This is a genomic window from Kitasatospora sp. NPDC048286 (genome assembly GCF_043201735.1).
Classification (GTDB): domain Bacteria; phylum Actinomycetota; class Actinomycetes; order Streptomycetales; family Streptomycetaceae; genus Kitasatospora.
Window position 1 is genome coordinate 447146 of the sequence record NZ_JBICZE010000004.1, and the last position, 24473, is coordinate 471618.

17 protein-coding genes are annotated in these 24473 nt (G+C 74.1%); 8 read left to right on the top strand and 9 right to left on the bottom strand.

All coding sequences use genetic code 11. From position 1 onward, the window contains the following. Positions 1-31: 31 nt before the first annotated feature. From ACGF13_RS12490 to ACGF13_RS12500, 3 genes are all read left to right on the top strand, one after another. Positions 32-1261 carry a PLP-dependent aminotransferase family protein gene (locus ACGF13_RS12490; protein ID WP_392872806.1) on the top strand — a complete coding sequence of 410 codons (1230 nt, stop codon included), beginning with the start codon at positions 32-34 and terminating at the stop codon, positions 1259-1261. Between the two features lie 152 nt (positions 1262-1413). After that, positions 1414-2466 carry a methyltransferase gene (locus ACGF13_RS12495; RefSeq protein WP_392872642.1) on the top strand — a complete coding sequence of 351 codons (1053 nt, stop codon included), beginning with the start codon at positions 1414-1416 and terminating at the stop codon, positions 2464-2466. An 85-nt stretch (positions 2467-2551) separates the two neighbouring features. Next, on the top strand, positions 2552-3454 hold the full coding sequence (locus ACGF13_RS12500) for a phosphotransferase family protein (protein WP_392872645.1): 903 nt from the start codon (positions 2552-2554) through the stop codon (positions 3452-3454). A 142-nt stretch (positions 3455-3596) separates the two neighbouring features. On the opposite strand, the gene ACGF13_RS12505 is transcribed toward ACGF13_RS12500, so the two are convergent. Further along, positions 3597-3899 carry a hypothetical protein gene (locus tag ACGF13_RS12505; RefSeq protein ID WP_392872648.1) on the bottom strand — a complete coding sequence of 101 codons (303 nt, stop codon included), beginning with the start codon at positions 3897-3899 and terminating at the stop codon, positions 3597-3599. Beyond that, the gene (locus ACGF13_RS12510; RefSeq protein WP_392872651.1) at positions 3896-7894 is read right to left on the bottom strand and encodes a polymorphic toxin-type HINT domain-containing protein; all 3999 of its coding nucleotides are present in this window, start codon (positions 7892-7894) and stop codon (positions 3896-3898) included. Before ACGF13_RS12510 ends, ACGF13_RS12505 begins: the two co-directional genes overlap by 4 nt. Before the next feature lie 419 nt (positions 7895-8313). Here ACGF13_RS12510 and ACGF13_RS12515 point away from each other — a divergent pair, with 419 nt between their 5' ends. From ACGF13_RS12515 to ACGF13_RS12530, 4 genes are all read left to right on the top strand, one after another. Further along, positions 8314-8805 carry a hypothetical protein gene (locus ACGF13_RS12515; protein ID WP_392872654.1) on the top strand — a complete coding sequence of 164 codons (492 nt, stop codon included), beginning with the start codon at positions 8314-8316 and terminating at the stop codon, positions 8803-8805. A gap of 214 nt (positions 8806-9019) precedes the next feature. Next, positions 9020-9772, top strand: coding sequence for a trypsin-like serine protease (locus ACGF13_RS12520; RefSeq protein ID WP_392872657.1), 753 nt, complete (start codon positions 9020-9022; stop codon positions 9770-9772). Between the two features lie 389 nt (positions 9773-10161). Continuing rightward, entirely contained in the window at positions 10162-11133 is a 972-nt protein-coding gene (locus ACGF13_RS12525) for an AfsA-related hotdog domain-containing protein (RefSeq protein ID WP_392872660.1), read from the top strand. Between the two features lie 115 nt (positions 11134-11248). Beyond that, on the top strand, positions 11249-13849 hold the full coding sequence (locus ACGF13_RS12530; RefSeq protein WP_392872663.1) for a BTAD domain-containing putative transcriptional regulator: 2601 nt from the start codon (positions 11249-11251) through the stop codon (positions 13847-13849). 104 nt (positions 13850-13953) lie between these two features. Here ACGF13_RS12530 and ACGF13_RS12535 read toward each other — a convergent pair whose 3' ends face one another. Beyond that, positions 13954-16707: an AAA family ATPase gene (locus ACGF13_RS12535; protein ID WP_392872665.1), complete on the bottom strand. Its 2754-nt coding sequence runs from the start codon at positions 16705-16707 to the stop codon at positions 13954-13956. 139 nt (positions 16708-16846) lie between these two features. Continuing rightward, entirely contained in the window at positions 16847-17176 is a 330-nt protein-coding gene (locus tag ACGF13_RS12540) for a hypothetical protein (protein ID WP_392872668.1), read from the bottom strand. A gap of 178 nt (positions 17177-17354) precedes the next feature. Between ACGF13_RS12540 and ACGF13_RS12545 the strand changes: the two genes are divergently transcribed. Then, positions 17355-18413: a hypothetical protein gene (locus tag ACGF13_RS12545; protein WP_392872671.1), complete on the top strand. Its 1059-nt coding sequence runs from the start codon at positions 17355-17357 to the stop codon at positions 18411-18413. 75 nt (positions 18414-18488) lie between these two features. Here the strand turns inward: ACGF13_RS12545 and ACGF13_RS12550 are convergent, their stop codons facing one another. The 5 genes from ACGF13_RS12550 to ACGF13_RS12570 all read right to left on the bottom strand — a co-directional run bounded on the left by ACGF13_RS12550 (position 18489) and on the right by ACGF13_RS12570 (position 24449). Next, on the bottom strand, positions 18489-19262 hold the full coding sequence (locus tag ACGF13_RS12550; protein ID WP_392872674.1) for a 4'-phosphopantetheinyl transferase family protein: 774 nt from the start codon (positions 19260-19262) through the stop codon (positions 18489-18491). Positions 19263-19608: 346 nt separating this feature from the next. Beyond that, entirely contained in the window at positions 19609-20262 is a 654-nt protein-coding gene (locus ACGF13_RS12555) for a LuxR C-terminal-related transcriptional regulator (RefSeq protein WP_392872677.1), read from the bottom strand. Continuing rightward, positions 20226-21575: a histidine kinase gene (locus ACGF13_RS12560; protein ID WP_392872680.1), complete on the bottom strand. Its 1350-nt coding sequence runs from the start codon at positions 21573-21575 to the stop codon at positions 20226-20228. Before ACGF13_RS12560 ends, ACGF13_RS12555 begins: the two co-directional genes overlap by 37 nt. Positions 21576-21720: 145 nt before the next feature. Beyond that, the gene (locus ACGF13_RS12565; RefSeq protein ID WP_392872683.1) at positions 21721-23637 is read right to left on the bottom strand and encodes a hypothetical protein; all 1917 of its coding nucleotides are present in this window, start codon (positions 23635-23637) and stop codon (positions 21721-21723) included. A gap of 5 nt (positions 23638-23642) precedes the next feature. Next, complete coding sequence (locus tag ACGF13_RS12570) at positions 23643-24449, bottom strand: ABC transporter ATP-binding protein (protein WP_392872686.1); 807 nt, start codon at positions 24447-24449, stop codon at positions 23643-23645. Positions 24450-24473 lie beyond the last annotated feature (24 nt).

Consider the following 24473-nt stretch of genomic DNA (forward strand, 5'->3'; position numbering starts at 1 on the left):
GGGCCTGCACACCTCGCTCGCCGACCCGGCGATGACCTCGATGAACCTGCTCAACGAGATCTCCATCCGCTACCCGGAGGCGGTCTCCTTCGCGGCCGGCCGCCCGGCCGAGCAGTTCTTCGAGACGGACGCCGTCCACCGCCACCTGGACCGCTACCTCGACCACCTGCGCACCGAGCGCGGGCTGACCGAGGAGCAGGCCCGCCGCCAGGTGCTCCAGTACGGGCGGACCAAGGGGATCATCCACGACCTGATCGCCACCCACCTCGCGACGGACGAGGGCATCGAGGTGCCCGCCGAGTCGATCGTGGTGACGGTGGGCTGCCAGGAGGCGATGTTCCTGGTGCTGCGGGCGCTGCGCCGCGGCCCCGAGGACGTGGTGCTGGCCGTCTCCCCCACCTATGTGGGGCTGACCGGCGCGGCACTGCTGGCCGACCTGCCGGTGCGGGCCGTCGCCGACGGCCCGCACGGCGTGGACCTCGCCGACCTGCGCCGGCAGCTGGCCGCCGCCCGGGCCGAGGGACTGCGCCCGCGGGCGCTGTACCTGGTGCCGGACGTGGCCAACCCGAGCGGGGCCAGCCTGCCGCTGGAGCTGCGCCGGGAGCTGCTGGCGCTGGCCGGCGAGGAGGACTTCCTGCTGCTGGAGGACAACCCGTACTGCGTCTTCGCCGGTGAGGAGCGGCTGCCCTCGCTCAAGGCGCTGGACACCGGGCGGCGGGTGGTCCACCTCGGCTCCTTCGCCAAGACGGCCCTGCCGGGCGCCCGGGTCGGGTACGTGGTGGCGGACCAGCTGGTGGCGGACGGGCAGGGCGGCACCGCGCTGTTCGCCGACCTGCTCGGCATGATCAAGAGCATGACCACGGTGAACACCTCGCCGATCGCCCAGGCGGTGATCGGCGGCGCGCTGCTGGAGCACGGCCACAGCCTGCGGGCCGCCAACACCGAGGTGGCCGCGCTCTACCGGCGCAACCTCTCGCTGGTGCTGGAGGGCCTGGCCCGGCGCTTCCCGCCCGGCAGCGGGGTGACCTGGAACGAGCCGCGCGGCGGGTTCTTCCTGGTGCTCACGGTGCCGTGCGTGGTGGACGACGCGCTGCTGGAGCACTCGGCCTCGGAGTACGGGGTGATCTGGACGCCGATGTCGCACTTCTACCCGGGGGCGGGCGGGGAGCACCAACTGCGGCTCTCCGTCAGCCAGGTCGACCCGGCCACCGTCGACCGGGGGCTGGACGGGCTGGCCGCGCTGCTCACCGCGCACTCCTGATCCGTACGGTCCCGGCCCACCCGGAAGGGGCGTCCCGTCGAGGGCGCCCCTTCCGGCGTACGCGTCGATCCCGGATGGTGACGGTGCGCTTCGGCGCGGCCACGCTGGGGCAGTCTCCCGGCGCGAGCACCGCAGCCCACCGAGGAGGACCCATGCCGCACGACGAGAACCGGCCCGCCGGACACCAGCCCACCGAGGAGGCCCTGCGCCGCTCGTCCGCCTTCCTCGTCGACGAGGCGCTCGGCTTCGTCTTCCCCGCGGCCCTGCGCGCCGCCGCCGACACCGGGGTGGCCGACGCCCTCGCGGCCGGCCCGGCCACCGCCGCCGAACTCGCCGCCGCCACCGGCACGGACGCCCGCAACCTGTACCGGGTGCTGCGCCTGCTCGCCACCCGCGACGTGGTGACCGAGGACGAGCAGGGCCGCTTCACGCTGACCGAGACCGGGCAGGCGCTGCGCAGCGACGTCCCGTACTCCGCGCGCAGCGCGGTGCGGATGCTCACCGACCGGACCTTCTGGCGGCCGGCCGAGCGGATGGCGCACTGCCTCACCGAGGGCACCACGGCCTTCGACTCCGTCTTCGGGATGCCGTTCTTCGACCACTTCGCCCGGGACGAGGAGACCGCCGCCGTCTTCCACGTCGGCATGGCGGCGATGTCCGACCCGGAGAACGCCCCCGTCGCGGCCGCCTGCGACTTCCCCGACACCGGCACGGTGGTGGACGTCGGCGGCGGCCACGGCGGGCTGCTGCTGGAGGTGCTGCGCCGCAACCCCGGTCTGGAGGGCGTGCTGTACGACCGCGCCCACGTGCTGGCCGGCCACCGGCTGGACGGCGACAAGGAGGTCGCGGGCCGCTGGAGCACGGCGGAGGGCGACTTCTTCACCGGGGTGCCCGGCGGGGACGTCCTGCTGCTCAAGCGGATCACCCACGACTGGGACGACGACCAGTGCGTCACCCTGCTGGGCCACTGTCGGCGCGCCCTGCGCCCCGGCGGCCGGGTGCTGGTCCTGGACGCCGTGGTCCCCCGGGGCAACGCGCCCCACCAGGCCAAGACCCTGGACCTGATGATGATGGCCTCGCTCACCGGCCGCGAGCGCACCGAGGCGGACTTCACGGAGCTGTTCGACCGGGCCGGCCTGCGGCTGTCCCGGATCCTGCCCACGGGGACGGTGCTGTCCGTGGTGGAGGCGGTCGCCGCCGACTGAACCGCTCGCCACCGACCGCCTTCCGCCGACCGCCTTCGCCCGTCCGTCCGTCCGTCCGTCCGTCACGTAACCTCCGAGGATGCCCATGAGCGAACGCTTCGCCGCCCTGGACCGACTGGCCGGACAGTGGGGCCTCAGCGGCCTCGAACTCGTCGGCAAGGGGCTGGAGTTCACCGTGTTCCGGGCCCGGGCGCGGGACGGCGCACCGGTCGCCGTCCGGCTCGCGCACCGTCGCTTCGACTCCAACGCCAACGACCCGCACGTGGACACCCGAACCCTGCTCGTCCAGGAGCACGCCATCGCCCGGCACCTGGCCGAGCACGGCCTGCCCGTCGCCCGGGTCCGGGAGCTGGTCCTCGCCGACACCCCCGACTCCCCCGACGTGCTGCTCTCCGACTACGTCCCCGACGACGGCTCCCCGCTCGACTCCCACGCCCTCGGGGAGCTCCTCGCCCGGCTCCACCGGGTGCCCCCGCCGCGGCTGCGCCCCGTCGCCGCCGAGGGCGGCACCACCGCCGAGGCCCTCACCGCCCGGATAACCCGCCGCTGGGCCGAACTCGCCCACCGCGTCGACGACTGGCCCGCGCCCCCAACCCCCGGGCTCCTCGCCCGCCACCTCTCCCCGCTCACCGGGGACAGCCTCCTCCACCTCGACGTCCGCAGCTCCAACATCCGCCGCCACCAAGGCCGCACCACCGCCCTCCTGGACTGGTCGAACGCCCTGCTCGGCACCCCCGCCCTGGAGTTCGGCCGCCTCGCCGAATACGCCCGCTACCCGGAGAACGACCTCGACCTCACCGCCCTGCGCGCCGGCTACGCCACCCTCGCCCCCGTCCCCGCCGAGGACGACCCCTGCCTCCTCGCCTGCCGCCTGGACGCCGCCCTGATGCTCGCCCTGGTCTTCCTCTCCGAAGCCCCCGACCCCACCCGCGCCCCCACCGCCACCGCCCACGCCCGCGACCTGGCCCTGCGCCTCACCCACGCCTGACCACTCACGCAGAAGTGGGACCTTGCCCCCACCCCGTGACGTCGACAGGTGACGCCGAACGATCACAAGGCCCCGCCGTACTTTCGGCGGGGCCTTGCGGGGTTACCGGATCGGCAATATTGCCAGAATTACAGCTTGGCGACTACACGACTTTCGACCCGATGGCACGGAGGACATCGGCAAGCCAAACCAGACCGTATCCGATGACCTTTTCCTCGTCGTCGATCATCTCCTCGACCTGGCTCCATGATTCAGAAACCATGCCGATGGTGAGCTCCGGAGGATCGGAGTAGACGTCGGCCATCGACGCTACCGGGACCGACCAGAAGGCGTCTTGATCAATGGCGATCCCTCCGGCCGGCGCGCTGGCGGCGACATGGCGCACGAGCACGTCGAGCGCCTCTCGCAGCCTTTCCAAGGGGATCCGCAGTTCAGGTTCGTTCACTTGCATCCTTCGGGGCGAATCTTGGCGATGTTGTCCTTGAAAGTCTGGATCTCCTGCCTGAGGTGCTTGGTCCTTCCCTCGATGATCTTCTGTCGCACCTCATCATTGGGCGCGTTCTTCAGGAACCCCTTGTTGTCGTACGCGTCCGGATTTTCCAGGTATTCCTTCAGCTTCTGCTCGTGTTCGGCAATCCGCTGTTCGTAGGTCCGGATCGCCTTGAGATCTTCGGGCGACAGGTTTTCGCCGTCATTGTGCACCAGGACCGGCGTGGCCCCAGCGAGCGCGTAGTAGGTGTGGAGTTCTTCGACGGTGAGGTTGTAGGCGGGCTGGAGGGTGTTCCAGTGCCGGACGTCCTCGATGCGCTGGGGCCGACCGGCCGGGTCGCGCAGTTCGTCGCCGGTCTTGAGGTCGACGGCGTCGATCCACTGCTTCTGGTTCTCGGACCAGAAGGCGTGGTGGTCGGTGCTGGTCAGGGACTGCCCTGCGCCGAGCGAGATGTCGGTGAAGTCGCGGTCGTCCGGGCCGTAGATGGTCGCCGTGACCCGGCGGGGTCCGGTCTGTCCCGTGATGGGATCGGTGGCGAGGACCTCGTCGCCGATCCTGACGGTCTCGATCGGACGGGTGGAGCCGTCGCCCATGAGGACGCGGGTGCCGGCCGGGAAGCTGTTCAGCGGGCAGGACTTGGGAACCCGGCCGACCAGCTTCTTGATGAACTCGACGGCCTTCTCGCCCCAGGAGCCGAACTTCTTGGCCCACTTGGCGAGCTTGGCGACGGCGGCACCGTCTCCGATGAAGGGGATCGCGCCGATGCAGGACTCGACCGCCTCGGTGGTGCGGCCTTCGACCGCGTAGTAGGCGCAGTTGACGAGGTCGGCGATGTCGGCGAGGCCGGGGGCGATGACGCCGCCCGCGCCGCCGATGACGTCGAGGGTGAGGTGGATGCTCTCGGAGACGAGGCGGTAGATGGCGCTGGAGGTCTCGTTGTCCTCCTTCGCCTTCTTGATCTCCTGCTCGATCGCCGCGATCGAGTCCTGCTTCTGCTTGTCGAGCTGAGCCTGCTTCTCGGCCACCAGGCGATCGGCCGCAAGCCTGTCGGCCTCGGCCTTCTGCTCGGCGTCGAACTTGCCCTGGTAGTTGGCGCGGGCGTCGTCGGCAGACGCCTGGGCGGCCTCCGCGTCCTTGCCGGCCGCTTCCGCCGAGGCCCGGGCCTCGCTCGCGGACTCATGGGCTTCAGCCGCGGCCAGCCGTGCCTGCCCGGCCGACTGTTCGGCCCTGCTGGCGGAGTGGACGGCGCTGGCGGCGTCGCGGTTGGCGGAGGCCTTGGCGGTGTTGGCGGTCTTCGCGGCGGCGGCGGCCTTGGCGGCGGAGGCCTGGGCGGCGTCGGCGGCGGCCCGGGCCTTGGCGACGTGGTCGGCAGCGGTGTCGGCCGACGCCTTGGCCGTGGCCTCGTAGCCCTTGGCCTCGTCGGCGATGCCACGGGCGTAGGCGGCGGCGGCCTGGGCCGTGGCCGCGTTCTGCTGGGCCGCTGCGGACGCGGCGGTTGCCTGGGCGATCAGGCCCTGGACATCGGCCACGTGCAGCGCGGTGAGCTGGTCCTTCTGCTGCGCGGTGTACTGGCCTTCGGCCACGAACGCGCGCAGGCCCTGGACGGGGCCTTCGACGGCGATCTTCGCCGCGGCCTTGAGCTCGGGCTCGGTGGACGGGGCGTCCTCCAGCCGGGTGGCGGCGAGAAGGTCGTCGGCGGCCTGCGCGTCCGACAGCCCCTTGCCGAGGAAGTCCCGCAGGGCCGCTGGGGTGTTGGTCCGCAGCGCGGCGTCGGCGGCGGTCTTGACGGCCTGACCGGCCTTGTCGCTGATGCGGGTGATCGTCAGCCGGTTCTCCGGCGCCGCGGCCTCGAACTGACCACTGTTCAGGAACGCATTGATCTGGGCGCTGTCGCCCTGCAGCGCGGTGTAGGCCGCGGTGCGGACCGCCTCGCTGTCGGAGTCCTTGTGGATCTGAGCGACGTGCTCGCGAGCGTCGCGCTCCTCAGCCTCCCGCCGGCCGGTCTTCACGTAGGCGAAGACAGCCGTGTCGTCACCGGTGAGGGCGTCCTCGGCAGCCGCCGCTCCCCACTCACCGGAGATCTTGCGGGAGATCAGGGCGAGTTTGCGACCGTCGGAGGCGACCTGGGCCGGAGTGGCGCCGGGCTGGTTGGCCAGCTGGGCGAGACGCTCGGCCTCGGCCTTCGCCTTCTGGACCTCCTGGGCAGCCTGGTCGGTCTGCGCCCGCTTGTCCGCCTCTTCGGCCTTGGCCTGGCGGGCCTTCTCCACGGCCACCGCGGTGCGGTTGGTCAGGTCCTCAGCCTCGATGCGGCGGGCCAGGTCCTGGACCTTGTTGGCCTTGTCGACCGCGTTCTGGGCTTCCGTGGCGTAGCCGGAGGCGGCGTTCGCGTGGTTGGTCGACTCCTGCGCGGCGTTGGAGCTCTGGCCTGCGTGGTCGGCGGCCTCCCGGGCGGCCTGCGCCGCCGCGGCGGCGTGCTCGCCCGCGGACTTCAGCAGCGACGCGGCCACCTGCGACTGCGTCGCGGCCTCCCCGGCCAGCTGCTGAGCGGCAGCGGCCGCACGGCCGGCCTCGGCGGCCTGACGACGCGTCGCCGCGGCGGCCTGCTTGGCCTTCGCCGACTGCCCGCCGGCGCTGGCCGCGTAGGCACCGGCCTGCTCGGCGGAACCCGCCGCGGCGTCCGCGTTGCCCTTGGCACTCAACGCGGCAGCCGACGCGTCCTTGCTGTCGGCGAGGGCCTTGTCCGAATGGACGAGCGTGTCCTCCGCCGCCGCCGTCAGCTTGGCGGCCGCGTCAGCGGCGTCCGCCGCCACTCGCGCCTCGTGCGCCTTGGTCGCGTCACCGGCCGCCGCGGCCGCGGAAGTCCGCGCACTGGCCGCGGCCCGCTGGGCCCCGGCCGCCGCGGCCGCCGCGTTCGACGCCGCGTAAGCCGCGGCACGCGCACCCGCGTTGGCCGCACGCGCGGCCGACAACGCCGTGTTCGCCGCCTTGCCCGCGCGCTCGGCCGCCGTCGCGGCCTTGTTCGCCGCCTCCGTCGCCTTGGCCGAGTCGTTGCCGGCCTGCTGCGTCTCCGCCGCGGCCTTGGCCGCGGCCTCCATGGCCTTCTGCGCCTCGTAGACCGCCGTGTTCTTGGCGTCGATGGCCGCGGCCGTCTCCTGGGCCGCCTGCGCGCCCGCTTCCTTCGCCTGCTGGACCAGCTGCGCGATGCTCGCGCGCTCCAGGTCACGGTTCTGCGCGATGTACTGACCGACCGCGAGGAAGTCACGCACGTCCTCGATCGACCCGTTCAACGCCGCACGAGCCGCCGCCTGGGTGTTCGCACCGCCCGCGCTCAGGATCTGGACCAGTTTGACCCTGTCGTCCGCATCCTTGGCCGGGAACTGGCCCTCGGTCAGGAAGCGCTGCAGTTCCTCACTGCTGTTGCTGCGCAACGCGGCATCGCCCGCGGCCTGGAGACCACGGCCCGCCCCCGTCGCGGGGTCGATGATCCGGGTGATCCACAGCCGCCGGTCCGCGTCCATGGCCGACTGCCAGCCGCTTTCCAGGAACGCGCGCAGCTCTGCGGGGGTGCCCTCGATGGCCTTGCCCGCGGCCTCGCGGACCTTCGGCCCGCCCACGCCTTCGATCTGCGATGCGGCCAGCAGGTCGTCCAGGTGCTGGGAGCCGACGAGCTCGTTGTAGACGAACTGCGTAACGTCCTGGTCCGAGCCCGCCAACGCGGCCTCGGCCAGTTCGTGCACCCGGGGACCGCCGTCGAGCCACGCCTGCACCGCGCGCTCACGGGGGCTCAGCTGGACCTTCACGCCGGTCGGCTCGACGGCGACGGCGTTCGGAATGCCCGCCCCCACCAGACCCGCCGTCAGGGCGAGCGGCAGCAGGCCCAGGGAGAGCCTGCCCAGCAGCGGCGGCCTCCCCCTCCTCCGCCGTCGTGAGCCGGATATCGAATGGTGCATCAAAACCTCCGCTGTCGGTGCCGGCCAATCACGGCCGCAGCGGAGCCTACGACAAATGAAACCACAACAGAACGCCCACGAAGCCAGGACGTTGCACGCAAAGTGAAAGCGATGACGCCCCCGGTCACAGGCATAGCCCAGCAAAATAAACACATCGTCACGAACCCCACATTGCCTTGAAAACCAAGACATTCCACCCCATCTGACCATGGAAACAGTTGTCGAGGCGTCAGTCCATCTGGTTCGATCGGCCGGATTCCGCTGGGGGCGCCAAAGGCGGCGCTGCAGTGAGAGCACGCATTCCCAAGGACATTGACGCCTCGTTAAGGCCGCACGGTTCGCCTCCCAATCAGGTTGGTTCGCGCCAATCCGTGGATCTGCCCATCAGGGCAACACCAGATGAACGAAGAGGAATAGCTATGGCAAAGCACGTGTCCCGCTGGCTCGTTGGCGGTGCCGTCGTGGCGGCCGCGACGCTGGGCGCCACCGCCCTCGCGTCGGCCGACGGCGCCCCCGCGGACAACTCGTCCGCGCCGGTGGCGGTCGAGGACTTCAACCACCCCGGCCCGGCGCCGTACCCGAACGTCAAGCTGCTGCGCGGCGACGGCCACATCATGCTGTCCGACTGCGCCGTGGACAACCAGATCAGCGTCCTGAGCTTCGACCTGCCCAACAGCAGCGGCAACCAGATCTGCTTCCGCGCCACCAGCAGCACCGGCTACCTCGCCCTCGAGGTGCCCAACGTCTTCCGCATCCGCACCGACGACTTCTCGGTCAACGCCAAGCTCACCACCGCGGACGGCGTCCAGAGCGTCGACATCGCCAAGGGCACCGCCGCCAGCGTCGGCATCGGCAGCGGCACCGGCAACGGCAAGCCCGCCGCGCTCCTCGAACTGCGCATCACCGGCTGACCCACACCCCCCTCCGCGACACCCGGAGGACCGGCCGCACCACCGCACGCCGATGGCTGGCCGCCGCCGCCGTGACCGCCACGGCCCTCGCCACGCCCCCGGCCGGCGCCGTCGTCGGCGACGCCGCCGCCGAGGACTCCTACGCCTACACCGCACGCCTGGTGATCGGCGACAACCTGCGCGCCTGCACCGACACGCTGGTGGACCGCAACTGGTGCTCACCGCCGCGTCCTGCTTCTCCGACGACCCGGCGCAGCCGCAGGCGCTGGCGGCCGGCGCGCCGCAGTGGAAGACCACTGCCACCATCGGCCGTACCGACCTGACCACCGGCAAGGGCAAGACCGCCGAGATCACCGAGCTGGTGCCGCGTGCCGACCGCGACCCGGTGACGGCCCGCCTGGGCACGCCCGTCGACGGCATCGCCCCGCTCGCGGTCACCTCCACCGCCCCCACCGCCGGGCAGACGCTGAAGGTGCCCGCGTACGGACGGACCAAGGACGAGTGGGCGCCGCTCAAGCTCCACACCGGCGCGTTCTCCCTCGACACCGTGAGTGCTGCGGGCATCGGCACCACCGGCACGGGCGGCGCCGCGATCTGCAAGGGCGACACCGGCGCTCCCGTGGTCCGCGAGGTCAACGGCAAGGCCGAGCTGGTCGCCATCGCCCGCCAGAACAACGACCTCAACCTCGCCCTCGTCGCGAGCGACGGCCAGTACCACACCATGCGCTACGCCAGCGGCAGCTGGTCGCCGATGACCTCCCTCAAGGACGCCATCGGGAACATCACCGGCACCAGCATCAGCGCCGCCCCCGTCGACACCGACGCCCGGTTCGCCGTCGCCACCAACGACAACAAGGTCCTCCTGACCGCCCGCCACGCCGACGGCACGTGGGCCCAGTACGAGTACCTCGACCTCACCCCGATCCCCGGCAACCACACCGGAACCGTGATCACCAGCTCTCTCTGACCGGTGGTTCACCGAGCGTCCCGGTGTGGGAGTGTGCCCACTCCCACACCGGGACGCTCTCGTCATGTCCGAAGGCCGCCGGCTGCTCCTGCCGAATCCGGTCGGTCCTGTGAACGTCACCACACGGCGGGCGAACCCGTCTATCCTGGGCGGCACTTCGCCTCTTGCGGGACCCCGCCGACGGTGGCCGCGGCGGCGGGTCCGCGGACGGAGCGCGGCCCGGGAGGGCGGTGCCCCCGGCGACGGGCAGGAGCCGGACGGCGGGTGGGAAAACCGGCGGTGCAGCTTGCTGCCACCGTGACGGGCTGTCCTCGGGCGCGCCGCGGGGTCATGCTGACCCTGGGCCCGTCGACACCGCGGCCGCCGAGCAGCCGGGTGAGGGAACCACCATGACCATCGAGAGCACCGCGATCGTCGCCCCGGCACCCGCCGCGGCGCCGGTCCGCCGGGGCGTGCGGCACCTGGTGCACTGCCCTCCCTCGTGGGACCGCTACCTGCTCGCGGCCCCCGCCACCGGCGAGGACCGCTTCCTGCTCACCGGCGACATGCCCGGCGACCACCCGCTGTTCAACGACGGGCCCGGCCAGTTCCACGACCCGCTGGTGGTCGCCGAAGCCCTCCAGGAGACCGGCGAGTTCATCGGCCGCCAGTACTTCGGCATCGCCGCCGACCGGCCCGGACTCTACCAGCGGTTCGGCCTGCGGCTCACCGATCTCGCCGCCTGGCGCACCGGCCCCGACCCGGCCCGGATGACCGTCGAACTGTGGGCCGCCCCCACCGGCACCGCGTCCGGGGCGCCGTCCGGACTGGACCTGCGGCTGGACGTCTCGCTGGACGACGTGCCGTGCGCGACCGGCGCCGCGGCCCTCGCGTTCGCCCCGGCCACCCGCGGCGGCCCCGGCTGGCCGCTGCGGGCCGCCTGGCCGGCCCCGGCCGTGCGGCCGGTCACCCCTGCCGAGGTCGGCCGGCTCGACCCGGCCAACGTGGTCGTCGCCGAACCCACCCCGGCGCCCAGCGGCCGGCTCAGCACCTGGGTGCTGCCCAGCCGGCAGAACCCGGCGCTCGGCGCCGCCGCCGGCGGACGGCTGTCCGGCACGCTGCTGCTGGAGGCCGTACGGCAGTGCGCGGTGCTGACCGCCGGACGGGCCGTCGGGCTGGTGCCCGAGCGGTCCGTGCCGGCCGGCTGCGAGATCCGTTTCCACGGCCGGCCCAGGTCCGCCTCGCCGCTGCGCTGCGCGGCCGTCCCCGGGGCGCTCGACCGGGACGCGGCCGGCCGGCCCGCCGTCCCGGTCACCGTCACCCTGGTCCAGGACCGGGTGACCGTCGGGGAGGCCCGCACGCTCGTCGTCCAGGACTTCTGAGGGGGACGGACTCCACGGGGGACGGACGAGGTGGCAGACGGGGGCGTCGCCGCGGGGAGCGGATGACGGGCGGAGCAGACGGGGGGCAGGGGTGAGGTTCCGGATCCTGGGACCGATGGAGATCGAGGGGGACGGGGGACCGGCGGTACCGCTCACCCCGGGGCCCCCGAAGGTGCGGACCGTCCTGGGCACCCTGCTGGTGCAGGCCAACCAGGTCGTGACGGTCGACACCCTGGTGACCGAGCTGTGGCGGGACGCGCCGCCGCGCACCGTCAGCACCACGCTCCAGGTCTACATCTCCCAGCTGCGCAAGCTGCTGGACGCCGCCGCCCCCGGGCGCGGACGCGACCTCCTGCTCACCCACGCCCGCGGCTACCGGCTCGCCGTCGAGGAGGGCGGGCTCGACCTGGCCGCCCTGGAGGACCTGCACCGCCGCGGCCGGGAGGCCCTGGCCGCCGGCGACCACCGCGACGCCGCCGACCTCTACCGCAGGGCCGCGGCCCTGCGGCGCGGCCCGCTGCTCTCCGACACCCCGCACGGCCCGCTGCTGGAGTCCGTCGCCACCCAGCTCGCCGAGGCCGAGAGCACCGCCCTCGCCCACCGGATCCACGCCGACCTGCAACTCGGCCGGCACCACGAACTGATCGGCGAACTGCGCACGCTCACCGCGCGGTACCCGCTGCGCGAGGAGCTGCACGAGCACCTGCTGCTCGCCCTCTACCGGGCCGGCCGGCAGGCCGAGGCCCTCCAGGCCTTCGCCGCGCTGCGCACCCACCTGGTCGCCGAACTCGGCGTCGAACCCGGCCCGTCGGTGCAGCGGCTGCACGGGCGGATCCTCACCGGCGACCCCGGGCTGCTGCGCACCCCGGAGCCGGCGGCGGGCGGCCCCGCCACGCCGCGCGGGCCGGCCGCCGAGCCGCCCGACGTCCGGGCCGGCACCGCGCTGCCCGCCGCCGACCCGGCCTTCACCGGCCGCGGGCCCGCCCTGGCCCTGGTCGAGGAGTTCCTGCGGAACGCGCCCGCCGGCGCGTTCGTCGCGATCGCCGGCCAGCCCGGGGTGGGCAAGACCGCCCTCGCCCTGGAGGCCGCCCACCGCAGCGGGCCCGCCTTCCCCGACGGCCGGCTCTTCCTCGACCTCCAGCCCGAGCCCGGCCGGCCGCTGGGCGCGGTCGAGGCGGTCACCGCCCTGCTGCGCCGGCTCGGGGTCCGGCCGGCCGCCGGCGCCGGCGCCGGAGAGCTCCTGGACACCTGGCAGCAGGAACTGACCGGGCGCCGGCTGCTGCTCGTGCTGGACAACGTCGACTCCGAGGCGCAGCTGCGCCCGTTGCTGCCCGGCACCCCGGGCAGCGCCGCGATCGTCACCGGCCGCCGGCTGCCGGTGGGGCTCGGTGGGATCCGGCCTGTGGTGCTGGACGTGCCCGATCCGGCCGAGTCCCGGCGGCTGTTCGCCGCGGTGGCGGGCCACGGGCGGGAGGCGGCCGAGCCGGAGGCCGTCACCGAGCTGCTGGAGCTGTGCGGCCACCTGCCGCTCGCCGTCCGGATCGCCGGGGCCCAGCTGACGGCCCGTCCGCACTGGAGCGCGGCCACGCTGGTGGAGCGGCTGCGCGAGGAGCGGACCCGGCTCGGCGAGCTGCGGATCGGCGGGCTCGACGCGCGGGCCGCGCTGGTGCGCGCCTACCGCGACGCCGGTCCGGTGCTGCGGTGGGCGTTCCGGCTGCTCGGGCTGCTGCCGGCCGGGCCGTTCGGGCCGGCCGCGGCGGACGCCGTGCTGGGGCTGCCGCGCTCGGAGACCACCCGGCTGCTGGACGAACTGGTCGACGACCGGCTGCTGGTGGCGGGCCCCGAGCAGGGGCGGTACCGGCTGCCGGAACTGCTGCGGGTGCTGGCCGTGGAACGGCTGGCGGACGAGGAGGGGCCCGCGGAGGCCGCGGCCGCCGTGGAGCGGCTCTGCACGGAGTACGCCCGGGCCGCCACCCAGGTCACCGCCGTGCTGACGCACGGCCTGTCGGCCGACGGCGCCCGGTGGGACACCGCCCAGCTGCGGCCCTCCGACTGGTTCACCCGGGAACGTGACGCGCTGGTCCGGGCCGTCCGGCAGGCCCACGGGTACGGCCGCTGGGCCGCGGTGGTACGGCTCGCGGGCGCGTTGCGCGGCCACCTCGAGGCGCACGCCGACTGGGGTGCCTGGGCGCGGACGCACACTCTCGCCCTCGACGCGGCCCGCCGCTGCGGCGACCGCGCCGCCGAGGGCCGCCTGCTCCGCTCCCTCGGCGACCTCGCCTGGGAGCAGCGGCGCCCGGCCCAGGCCGAGGAGCACTACGAGCTGGCCCGGCGGATCACGGAGGAGACCGGCGACCGCGCCGAACTCGCCCTCACCCTGGTGGGGATGGCCGAACTCCGGTGCGACCGCGGCGAGTTCGGCGCGGCGGCGGAACTGCTCGCGGCCGCCCCCGACGTCGCCGAACCGCGCCCCCGGTTCGAGGTGCGGCGCGCGCTGGCCCTGCTGGCCCTGGCGGGCGAGGACCACCTCGGCGCCCTCGCCCACTTCACCGCCTGCCGCGACCTCGCCCTCGCCCTGCACGACCGGCGGCTGGAGTCCTTCGCCCGCCGCGCGATCCACGCGCTGCACGGCGACCGGCCGGCCGCGGCCCGGCCCGTCGAGTTCCGCCCCGGCGTCTGGCGCCTTCCCCGGCCGGCCCCGTACGTCCTGCGCTGACCCGCCGGGGCCGGGACCGGGGGCAGGACGACGCGGCCGGGCCGGACGACGGTGGTCGTCCGGCCCGGCCGCGCACTGGGGTCAGAACAGCCGGGGCCCGGGGGTCACACCCGGCCGCCGGAGCCGAGCAGGTGCATCTCGGCGGCCAGTTCCTGACGGCGGGTGATGTTGAGCTTCCGGTAGATCCGGGTCAGGTGCTGCTCGACGGTGCTGACGGTGATGTAGAGCTTGGCCGCGATCTCGCGGTTGGTGTGGCCGTACACCGCGAGCATGGCCACCCGCTTCTCGGAGTCGCTGAGCCGGGCCTCCACCTCGACCTGGCCGCCGGCGCAGCGGCCGTTGTCCTCGGCGTCGCCGCCGGGCGGCAGGTCGAGGCCGGGGGCGATCTGCTCGCGCAGGGCGTCCGCGCCGCACTCCTTGGCGAGCTGCCAGGCACGCCGGTTGACCATGTTGGCCCGGCCGGAGTCGCCGTTCTCCTTCAGCACCCACGCGAAGTCGACCAGGGTGCGGGCGAGTTCGTAGCGGTCCTCGGAGTCCCGCAGCTCGTCGACCGCGCGGGCGAGCAGGGCGTGCCGCTCGCGCGGGTCGCTGAGGGCGGCCCGGACCCGCAGGGTGACGCCGGAGACCCACGGGTGGGCGGCGTCGCGGAAGGCGAGCTGGTCGGTGATCAGTCGGGCGGCCTGCTGGGGCTCGCCGAGCTGGATCAGCGCCTCGGCCGCACCGGTGCGCCAGGGGGCGAGCAGCGGCCGGTCGAGCCCCCACCGCTTGAGGGTGCGGCCGATCTCCAGGAAGTCACCGAGCGCCGCGTGGAAGCGGTGGGTCGCGAGGTGGTACTGGCCGCGGGCCCGCAGGTAGCGGATGCCGTGGATGCTGGTGCCGAGCCCTTCGGGCAGCGGCCGGCTGAGTTCGCGGGCGGCCGTGTCGTGGCGGCCGGCGGCGGTGGCCGCGCGGATCAGGACGGAGGCCACTCCCCCGGCGAACACGCTGCCGCCGCGTTCGGGCAGCAGGTCCAGGGCCCCCTCGGCGTGCTCCCGGGCGCCGGCGAGGTCGCCCTGGCGGAGCAGGGCGTCGGCGTACAGGGCGGTGAAGGTGGACTGCCAGCCGGGGGCGCCGCGCCGGACGGCCTCCTCCATGAAGACCTGGCACCAGGGCAGCGCGCGGGCCGGCCCGTCGACGCACAGCAGGGCCCGGATGGCCTGCACGATGGGGGCCGCGGTGCCGCCGCCGAGGGTGGCGCCGCGCAGGAACATCTCGGCCGCGGCGACGGTCGCGCCGCCCGCCGAGTACTCGGGGACGGCCCACAGCCCGGCGGGGGCGCAGGGCCTGACCAGCAGGGGCGCGCCGGGGGCGGCCGGCTCGGCCGCGGCCCCGCTCTCGGCCGGGGTCGGGCCGCCGCCCCACCACGGGAAGGCGGAGAGGCCGTCCAGCGGGTCGCCGCCGCGGCCGAACCGGACGGGGTGGGCGGGCAGGACGGCCTGTTCGGCGTCCCGGTCGGTGCTGAAGCGGTCCAGCACCTCGGCCGCCTCGTCGATGCGGCCCTGCTCGGTGAGCAGCCGGGCGAGCGGCCCGAGCCTGGCCTGGCCGAGCCGGCCGGCCCGCAGGGTCTCCAGCGGCCCGGCGAGGTCGCGCTCGGCGGCGCTGGGGTTGGTGCGCCAGGTGATCCCGGCGAGCATGGTGCGGAAGTGGTTGCGCTGCTCGTCGTCGACCCGGCCCCGGTGGGCGAGTTCGAGGCAGGCGGCGGCCCGGTCGGTGTCGCCGTCGGCGAGCAGCTGCTCGGCGGCGGTGGAGAGCACCGCGACCGCCCAGGGCAGGTCGGTGGAGCCGACGCACAGGAGCTGGGCGGCGACGGCGGCGGTGGGGGCGCCGTCCCGGTAGAGGAGTTCGGCGGCCCGCCGGTGCAGGTCGGCGCGGTCCCGCGGGTCCATCCGGTCCAGCACCGCCTGGCGGGCGACCGGGTGGTGGAAGCGGTGGCCGTCGAGGATGCCGGCGGCGGTGAGCGCGGCGGTGTCGCGGCCGACGGTGCCGGCGGTGCTGTCGAGCATCCGCACGACGAGGTCGTCGCAGGCGTGCTCGCCGAGGACGGCGGTCACCTCGGCGAGCCGGCGGGCGGCCGGTCCGCAGCGGCGCAGGCAGGCCAGGACGGCCTGGGTGAAGGCGCGGCCGGGCTCGGGGGCCCGTCCGCCGACGCGGTGCTCCTCGACCAGGGCGCGGAGCAGCAACGGGTTGCCGCCGGCCACCTCGGCGGCCGGCCGGCCGCCGGTCGGGGCGTCGCGGAGTTCGGCGGCGACCAGCCGGGCCACCGCGTCGGGGCGCAGCCGTTCGGCCCTGATCCTGACGAAGTTGCGGGTGCGCAGCAGCTCGGTGCCGTAGCGGTCTTCCCCGGACTTGTGCAGCGACTCGGTGCAGGCCAGCAGGACCCGGGCGGAGCGGGTGCGGCGGACCAGGTGGAGCAGGTAGCGGCAGGACAGCTCGTCGATGTGGTGCAGGTCGTCGACGCAGATCACCACCGGCGCGGTCTCGGCGAGGCGGTGCACCGCGGCGCACAGCGCCTGCATCACGTCGGTCCGGTCCGGGTCCGCGGCGTGCGCCGGATCGGGCAGGGCCCCGGCCGGGGCGGCCGCCAGCAGCTGGCCGACGACGCCGAGCGCGAGGTCGCGCTCCGCCGCGGTGCCGATGGCGCGCAGCACCACCGCCCCGGCGGTGGCGGCCCGTTCGGCGAGGGTTTCCAGGAGTTCGCTCTTGCCGCAGCCGACGGCTCCCTCGATCAGTACGACCCCGGGAATTCCCCGTACGCATTCGTCGAGGGCCGAATCCAACAGATTCAGTTCTCGCTCACGATCGATCAACACTCTTGTCATCCCCCGGTTTCTTCGGTACCGCAGAACCAATCCCGTATGGCGGCGGGGAAAAGCACGGCCCCGTGCTGGGAAGCCCGGGAAATCCGTGCCGGCGGAGTGTCGGCCGACCGGTCTTCACCCCGATCCGCCCGGTGTCGGCTCAGACGGTCCGAATTCTCACCGGGGCGGCCTGGGCGGCGTCCCCGGGGCCGGCGTCGTGGCGGCCGGCGCCCCAGCGGTCGTCCATCGCGCGGATGTCGTTGCGACCGGCACCCCAGCGGTCGTCCATCGCGCGGATGTCGTTGCGACCGGCGCCCCAGCGGTCGTCCATCTGCCCGATGTGGGAGAACCTGGCCAGACCCCAGCGGTCGTCCGCGGTGAGCTCGGCGCCGAGGGCCGGGGTGTGCCCGTGAGTGAGCAGGGGGGCGATCACGGCCGCCAGGAGGACGGTGGGGGCGAGAACCCTGGCCCGGATCGTTGAAAACTTCACGGCTTTCCCCTTGAGCAGTATTGAGCGGGCGTCAGTACGCCCTGTTCCCGCGACAGCCCCGCAGCCAGGCGTCGCTCGGGCCCTACTCTGCCGCTTCCCGAGGCCCCCGTCCGAGTGGATCTCGATGGCGTAAAGTTGCATGGCAGGAACTTCGCAAACGCCGACGGGGGGACACCAGGTGTTCGGACACCAACCTGTCCAGTCCGGCTTCGCAGAGCTGGACGACCTCAGCGCCCTGGCCTACGGCCACGCCGTCGAGTCCGGCCGGTTCGACCGGGCCGCCATCACTGCGCGGCTGGAGCTCGAGGACGAGGCCGAGGTCGACCGCATCGAGCAGGTCCTGAAGGTGATGCGCCTGCTCCAGCCCCGGCCGGGCGATCCGAGCGTGCTCGTCCCGGTCAGCCCGGACGTCGCCGCCGCCGACCTGGTCGGGCCCGCCGAGCACCACATCCGGGACCTCAAGCAGGCGGTCACCGACGTGCGCAGCAAGCTGCTGTCGCTGACGCCGCTGTACTACGAGGGCCGGCGGCTGCGGAACCGGGTCGAGGCCTTCGACGTGGTCAACGACGTCGACACGATCCAGAACATGCTCGACCAGCTCGGCCAGACCTGCCGCAAGGAGGTGCTGACCGTCCAGCCCGGCGGCGGCCGCCCCGCCACCCTGCTGCCCGCCGCCCGCCGGTCGGCCGAGGGGATGCTGGGGCGCGGGGTGCGGATGCGCACCATCTACCAGCACACCGCCCGCTGCGACCTGGCGACCAAGTCGTACGTCCGGGACGTCACCGCGCTCGGCGCCGAGGTCCGCACCGCGGACCAGGTGATCGACCGGATGCTCGTCTACGACCGGGAGACGGTCTTCCTGCCCGCGCGCGTCGCGGGCGAGGCGACCATGGGCGCGGCGATCGTCCGCGAGCCGACCCTGGTCGCCTTCGTGTGCGCGGTCTTCGAGCACCTGTGGGAGAGCGCCAGCCCGTTCGTGGCGGACACCCCGAAGGCCGTCCCGAGCACCGACGAGCTCAAGCTGTCGATCATCCGGCTGATGGCCCGCGGCCACAAGGACGAGATGGTGGCCCGCCGACTCGGCATGTCGGTGCGCACCTGCCGGCGTCACATCTCGGAGATCACCGAGGAACTGGAGGCGGCCAGCCGGTTCCAGGCGGGTTACAACGTGGCGCTGGCGCGGTTGTTGGAGAGCGAGTCCGCGCTCGTCGCGCCGGAGGACGGCGAGCCGGTCTAGGCCGGGGATCGCGGGGCGGGTTCCGGGGCGGGTTCCGGGAAGGGTTCCGGGGAGGGTTCCGGGGAGGATCGTCCCTCACCCCCGGCCCGGACGGGGCTCGTAGAGCGCGGCGCTGACGTAGTGTCCGCTGTCCAGCTCGAAGGTGCGGAAGGCCCACTCGCGGTGGCTCCCGGCGCTGCCGTCGGGGCGTTCGACCCGCACCGGGCTGTCGTCCGGGCCGAAGCCGAACTCGGTGAAGTCGAAGGACCGGCCCGGCCCGAGGGCCTTGCGGTAGGCCTCCTTGCGGTTCCACAGCCGTACCAGGGCCGGGTTGCGCTGCTCCTCGGGCCGGGCGGCGAGGGCGACCAGCTCGTACGGGGTGCACAGGTGACGGTCCAGGCCCTGCGGGTACAGCTGGCGCTCGGCGCTCTCGACGTCCACGCCGATCAGGCCGCGGGTGGTCAGGCCGACCAGCAGCAGGTCCTCGGACAGGCTCAGGCCGACGTCGAGCCGGTCGTGGCCGCGCAGGTAGGGACGGCCGGTGGGGCCGTAGACGAGTTCGGCGCCGTCCGGGTCGCCGTCGAACAGGGTGCCCGCCGCGCGCCGCAGCAACTCCCGGGAGGCGGCGTAGCGGTGGACCACGTCGGGGCCGGCCAGGCCCAGGTAGCGCGACCAGTCCCGGCCGAGTGAGCAGGTCGAGGCCCCCTCGGCCGAGGGGCGCGTCTCCAGTCGGGCGAGCCGGGTGTAGATCAGCACGGTGCCGTGGTCGGACAGCTCCGCCCTCGCCCGGTGCCACGCGTCGCCGCCGGAGTCCACCTCGATCGGGTCGCCGACCGGCGGGTCGAGCGTGGAGTTCCCCGGCTGTGTCATGCCTTCTCGCTCCAGAACTGTGGGGATTTCCCCGGAGGTCGCCCGCCCCGGGGTCGTACGCGGAACAAGCCGGAAGCCGATCCGCCCACCCGGCACCGCGAGCTCCTGTCCGGGGCCTGCGACTTCGGGCGGCGCGCCCGAACTATCCGGTTCAACGGACAGACAACCCACGATCGTTCACGGATCGAGACGGAGATGACCACGTCTTTGCCTACATCACACCAGGCTTTTACCTTGTGCGAAACCCCTCGCCTGTGACACCTCGGCGGCCCGACCCCCCGGACACCCCTCCAGCATGGCCGACGCCGCTAAAGCACCGCTAGGGCCCGGGCCCAGGGCCTGGCTCCTAGGGCCTGGTCCCGTCGAGGTAGGCCAGGACGGCCAGCACCCGGCGGTTCTCGCCGTCGGAGACGCCGAGGTTGAGCTTGGCGAAGATGTTCGAGGTGTGCTTGCTGACGGCCCCCTCGCTGAAGTGCAGGCGCTGGGCGATCGCCGCGTTCGACAGGCCCTCGGCCATCAGCGCCAGCACGTCCCGCTCGCGCGGGGTGAGCAGGGCCAGCGGCTGGTCGTAGGCGTTGCGGGCGAGCAGCCGGGAGATCACCTGCGGGTCCATCACGGTGCCGCCGGCCGCCACGGTGTGCACCGCGTCGACGAACTGGTCGGCCTTGGACACCCGGTCCTTGAGCAGGTAGCCGACACCGCCGACGCCGTCCGCGATCAGCTCGCGCGCGTACAGCTGCTCGACGTGCTGGGAGAGCACCAGCACGGGCAGTCCGGGCTGCTCCCGGCGGGCGGCCAGCACCACCTGGAGCCCCTCGTCGGTGAAGGTGGGCGGCAGCCGGACGTCCACCACCGCGATGTCGGGCCGGTGCTCCGCGAGGGCCGCGGCCAGCTCCGGGCCGCTCTCCACCGCCGCGACGATGTCGTGCCCGTGGGCACGCAGCAGCAGGGCCAGTCCATCCCTCAGGAGGACGAGGTCCTCGGCGAGGACAACACGCACGGTAGCTCCATGATCAGCCGGGTCGGCCCCCCTGGGGGGCTGCTCAGCGTGAGCGTACCGTCGAAGGCCGCCAGCCTGCGCTGGATGCCCCGCAGGCCACTGCCCTGGCCCGGGTCCGCCCCGCCCTGCCCGTCGTCGGCCACCTCGGCCCGCAACAGCCCGGCGGCGTGCGACAGTTCGACGGTCGCGGCGCGGGCCCCACCGTGCTTGACGGCGTTGGTCAGCGCCTCGCTGACGGCGAAGTAGACCGCGGACTCGACCGGCGACTCGGCCCGGCCCGGCAGGTCGGCCAGGACCTCGACCCGCAGCGGCACGTCCAGCGCCAGGGCGCGCACCCCCTCGACCAGTCCGCGCTCGGCGAGCACCGGCGGGTGGATACCGCGGACCAGGTCGCGCAGCTCCTGCAGGGCCTGGGTGACGTTCTCCTGAGTCTCCGTCACCACCTGCTTGGCACCGGCCGGGTCACGGTCGATCAGCGCCGCGACCGCGCCCAGCCGCAGGCTCACCGCGACCAGCCGGGCCTGGGCCCCGTCGTGCAGGTCGCGTTCGATCCGGCGCAGCTCGGCGGCCTGGGCCTCGGTGGCGTCCAGGCGGATCTCGGTCAGCTGCTCGACCCGCCGGGCGAGCCGGGAGCGTTCGGTGGGGCCGAGCAGGGCGCGCGTCCAGTGGCCGTACAGCCACAGCGACGGCGCCGCGAGGGCCAGGCCGGCGAGGGTCAGCGCGAGACCGAGCACGGGCGCCAGCGCGCCGCCCAGCGGCAGCAGTTCGTAGCCGGGGCCGGGTGGCAGCAGCGGCTGGGCGAGCCCGTACAGGCCGTAGCCGGTCAGCAGCGGGGCGGCGAGCGCGATCACGCCGCCGACCAGCGGGTTGAGCAGCACCCACAGCGCGTCCCACCAGGTCGCCGGGTCGTTCCACAGCCAGCGGACGGTGCGCGAGATGTCCGCGAACCAGCGGCTCTTGTGGTAGTCGTGGCCGGTCCAGAACCAGCCGTGCAGGGTGCGCTCCAGCGCCGGGCGCGGCGAGTACGGCGACGGGACGGGCACCTGCGACCAGTGGCCGGCCACCCAGCGGGCGCGCTCGGCGGCCGCCCGGACCAGCCGGGTCGCGGCCGGGAAGAGCGGGAAGACGCCCAGGCAGCACCAGAGCAGGAAGCCGACCAGGGACACCGCCAGCAGCAGCGCCGTCACCGGGGTCAGGAGGCTCAGGACGACGAGGCGGCCGAGCGCGAGCGCGGCCCGGCGCAGGGCCCGCGCCGCGTCGGTCGGCGCGGCCTCGCTCGGCTCCACGGCCGCTCGGGACTGCGTGCTGGTCACGGCACCTCCGGTGCGGGGTCGGGCGGGGCCGCCGGACGGGCGGCCGCGCTGGTCATGATCCCAGCCCGGCGCGGCGGGCACGGGACGCGGCCCGGCCCGCCCTGACGGGGGTCCAGGGCGGGCCGGGCCGGGCGGGCGGTCCTGATCAGCGGACCGCCGCCCGCTCTCGCGGCGCCTCGGTGGGCCGGGGCGCCTCGTGGTCGGGGGTGCCGGGCCGGTTGGCCCGCACGAGCAGGTAGACGGCCCAGAAGCAGACCAGGCCGAGCACCAGGAAGGCCGCCGCCACCGGGATCTGCAGGGCCGACGGGGCGTACAGGGCGACGAACCAGGACCGGGTCGGCACGCCGAAGGCCGACAGGCACAGCGCCACCGCCCCCTGCGGGGCGAAGCTCAGGATGCCGAGCGTGATCAGGGTGCCGACGGCCGCGGCACGGCCGCCGGAGAGGTCACCCAGACCGCCGGCCTCGGAGGCCGAGCCGTCCTCGGCCTCGGACTTCGCCGCCTCGGGCGCCCGGCGGACACCCTTGCGCATCACGTCGAGCAGCTCGGGCCCGCGGTTCTCCAGCCGGCGCTGGGCCGCCCGGCCCAGGCCCCAGGCGTACAGCAGGCCGGTGGCCACGCCGACCACCACGCCGGCCCAGCGCAGCGGCGCGCTGTCCAGCACCGTGCCGGCCACCACCACGCCCACGGCGGGCAGGGCGCAGAACAGCTGGAACAGCAGCACCACCAGGGTCTGCAGGCGGACCTGGTCGCCGCTCTCGTCGTTGAAGCCGTCCAGCGGGTTGCCGCCGGGCCGGTCGGGGAACGGCGCGGCGCCGAGCACCGACATCAGCGGGATGAGGCCGGCCGCGCCGCCGAGCACGGCGGGCAGGACGGCGAGCACCCACGGCCACGCCCAGCCGGCCGAGGAGACCGCGGTCAGGGCCAGGGTCAGTACCAGGGTGACCGGGGCGACGATCAGCAGCCAGGTCACCTGCCGGGCCCGGACGTCGACCCGCTCGGCGCCCGGGACGACCAGGGTCAGCCAGATCGCCCCGGCGTCCAGGCCGTACAGGTTGGCGCACAGCGCGCCGGCGAACAGCGCGGCGACCACGCCCGTCCACGGAAGCATCACCTGGAAGCCGCTGAGCAGCGGCAGCAGGCCGGTGAACACGCCCGTCCACAGGGCGATCCGCAGGAAGCGGGCCCGGCGCGGGTCACGCGCCCACAGCCGCAGTTCCTTGCCCATCACGGCGCCGCCGACGGAGTCCGGCAGCAGCCCGCCGGTGCCGCGGGCGGAGCCCTGCTGGGCCTTGCCGCCGGTGGTGCCCCGCACCAGCTGCCGGGACAGCATGGCCGTCCAGACCGCGAACAGCAGCAGGCACAGCACCGCCAGCCCGCCCAGGGCGGCGGCGACCGTCGCCCAGTCCGAGCGCCGGGCGGCGTCGACCGCGACCACGGACCAGCCCGAGGGCAGCAGCCGCACCACGGTGCCGGCGTTCGCCGCCCACTCGCCGGTGAACAGCTTGATGAAGAAGCCGATCGCGAACCAGCCGGTGTTCAGGAAGGCCACCACGAAGCCGACCACCAGCGAGGAGACCTCCCAGCCGAGGCGAGAGCGCACCACGCTGCCCAGGCCCTGCATGGTGAACTTCGCCAGCACCACCACGAACAGCAGCTGCAGCAGGGTGGCGGGGACCGCGACCAGCAGGGGCAGCAGCCCCAGGCAGGCGCCGCGGACGATCAGCACGCTGAACGCGACCAGACCGAGCAACGGGGTGATGCCGATGAAACCGGCGCCCAGCAGCCCGAGGGCCAGGGTGCGCGGGCGCAGCGGCACCAGGGTGAAGTAGTCGAGCCGCAGTGTCGCGTCACCGCCGGTCAGCATCGGCCCGAGGGCCCAGCCGAGGGTCCACAGGAGCATCACCACGGCCAGCACGCCGACCCCGGCCTCCGGGGTGTCGTAGTCCACCAGGCCCAGCAGCGCGGTGCCCACCGCGACCAGGCCGCCGAACACCGCCCCGAGGATCAGGCTCGCGGCCCGGGGCCCGGACATCGACCGCCGCAGGACGGTCAGTTTCATCCCGCTCAGGACGCCAACCACGACAGCCCCTCCGCTCCTCCGGTACGGGCGCCGACCAGCTCGACGAAGACGTCCTCCAGGGTGCGGCCGGCCCGGACCTCGGACACCGTGCCGGCGGCCACCACACGGCCCTTGGCGATCACGCCGACGTGGTCGCAGAGCTGCTCGACCAGGGCCATCACGTGGCTGGAGAAGACCACCGAGCCGCCGGAGGCGACGAAGCGCTGGAGGATGACGCGGATGGTCGCGGCGGACACCGGGTCGACCGCCTCGAAGGGCTCGTCGAGCACCAGCAGCCGGGGGGCGTGCAGGAGGGCGGTGGCCAGGCCGATCTTCTTGCGCATGCCGGTGGAGTAGTCGATCACCAACGTCCGCTCGGCCTCGGTCAGCTCCAGGACGGTCAGCAGCTCCTCGGCCCGGGCGTCCACCGTGCGGGCGTCCATGCCGCGCAGCCGGCCCAGGTAGTGCAGCAGCTCACGGCCGGTCAGCCGCTCGGGCAGCATCATGCCGTCGGGCAGCACCCCGACCAGGGACTTGGCGTGGACCGGGTCGCTCCAGACGTCGACCCCGAAGATCTCCGAGGTCCCCGCGTCCGGCCGCAGCAGGCCGACCGCCATCGACAGGGACGTGGTCTTGCCCGCGCCGTTGGGGCCCACCAGTCCGTAGAACGACCCGCTCGGCACGACCAGTTCGACGCCGTCCACCGCGGTGTACGCTCCGAACCGCTTGCGCAGCCCCGACAGCCGCAGCGCCGGCGCCCCCTCGTCGACCGGCGGACGGGATCCCTGGCCCGCGTGCACCGTTCCTCGCACCTCTTCCTCCCACCTCACCTGCGG

Coding starts and splice junctions, on each gene's coding strand:
- ACGF13_RS12490 (WP_392872806.1), top strand. CDS start 32: ATGACCTCGATGAACCTGCTCAACGAGATCTCCATCCGCTACCCGGAG.
- ACGF13_RS12495 (WP_392872642.1), top strand. CDS start 1,414: ATGCCGCACGACGAGAACCGGCCCGCCGGACACCAGCCCACCGAGGAG.
- ACGF13_RS12500 (WP_392872645.1), top strand. CDS start 2,552: ATGAGCGAACGCTTCGCCGCCCTGGACCGACTGGCCGGACAGTGGGGC.
- ACGF13_RS12510 (WP_392872651.1), bottom strand. CDS start 7,894: ATGCACCATTCGATATCCGGCTCACGACGGCGGAGGAGGGGGAGGCCG.
- ACGF13_RS12515 (WP_392872654.1), top strand. CDS start 8,314: ATGGCAAAGCACGTGTCCCGCTGGCTCGTTGGCGGTGCCGTCGTGGCG.
- ACGF13_RS12525 (WP_392872660.1), top strand. CDS start 10,162: ATGACCATCGAGAGCACCGCGATCGTCGCCCCGGCACCCGCCGCGGCG.
- ACGF13_RS12530 (WP_392872663.1), top strand. CDS start 11,249: ATGGAGATCGAGGGGGACGGGGGACCGGCGGTACCGCTCACCCCGGGG.
- ACGF13_RS12535 (WP_392872665.1), bottom strand. CDS start 16,707: ATGACAAGAGTGTTGATCGATCGTGAGCGAGAACTGAATCTGTTGGAT.
- ACGF13_RS12550 (WP_392872674.1), bottom strand. CDS start 19,262: ATGACACAGCCGGGGAACTCCACGCTCGACCCGCCGGTCGGCGACCCG.
- ACGF13_RS12565 (WP_392872683.1), bottom strand. CDS start 23,637: ATGAAACTGACCGTCCTGCGGCGGTCGATGTCCGGGCCCCGGGCCGCG.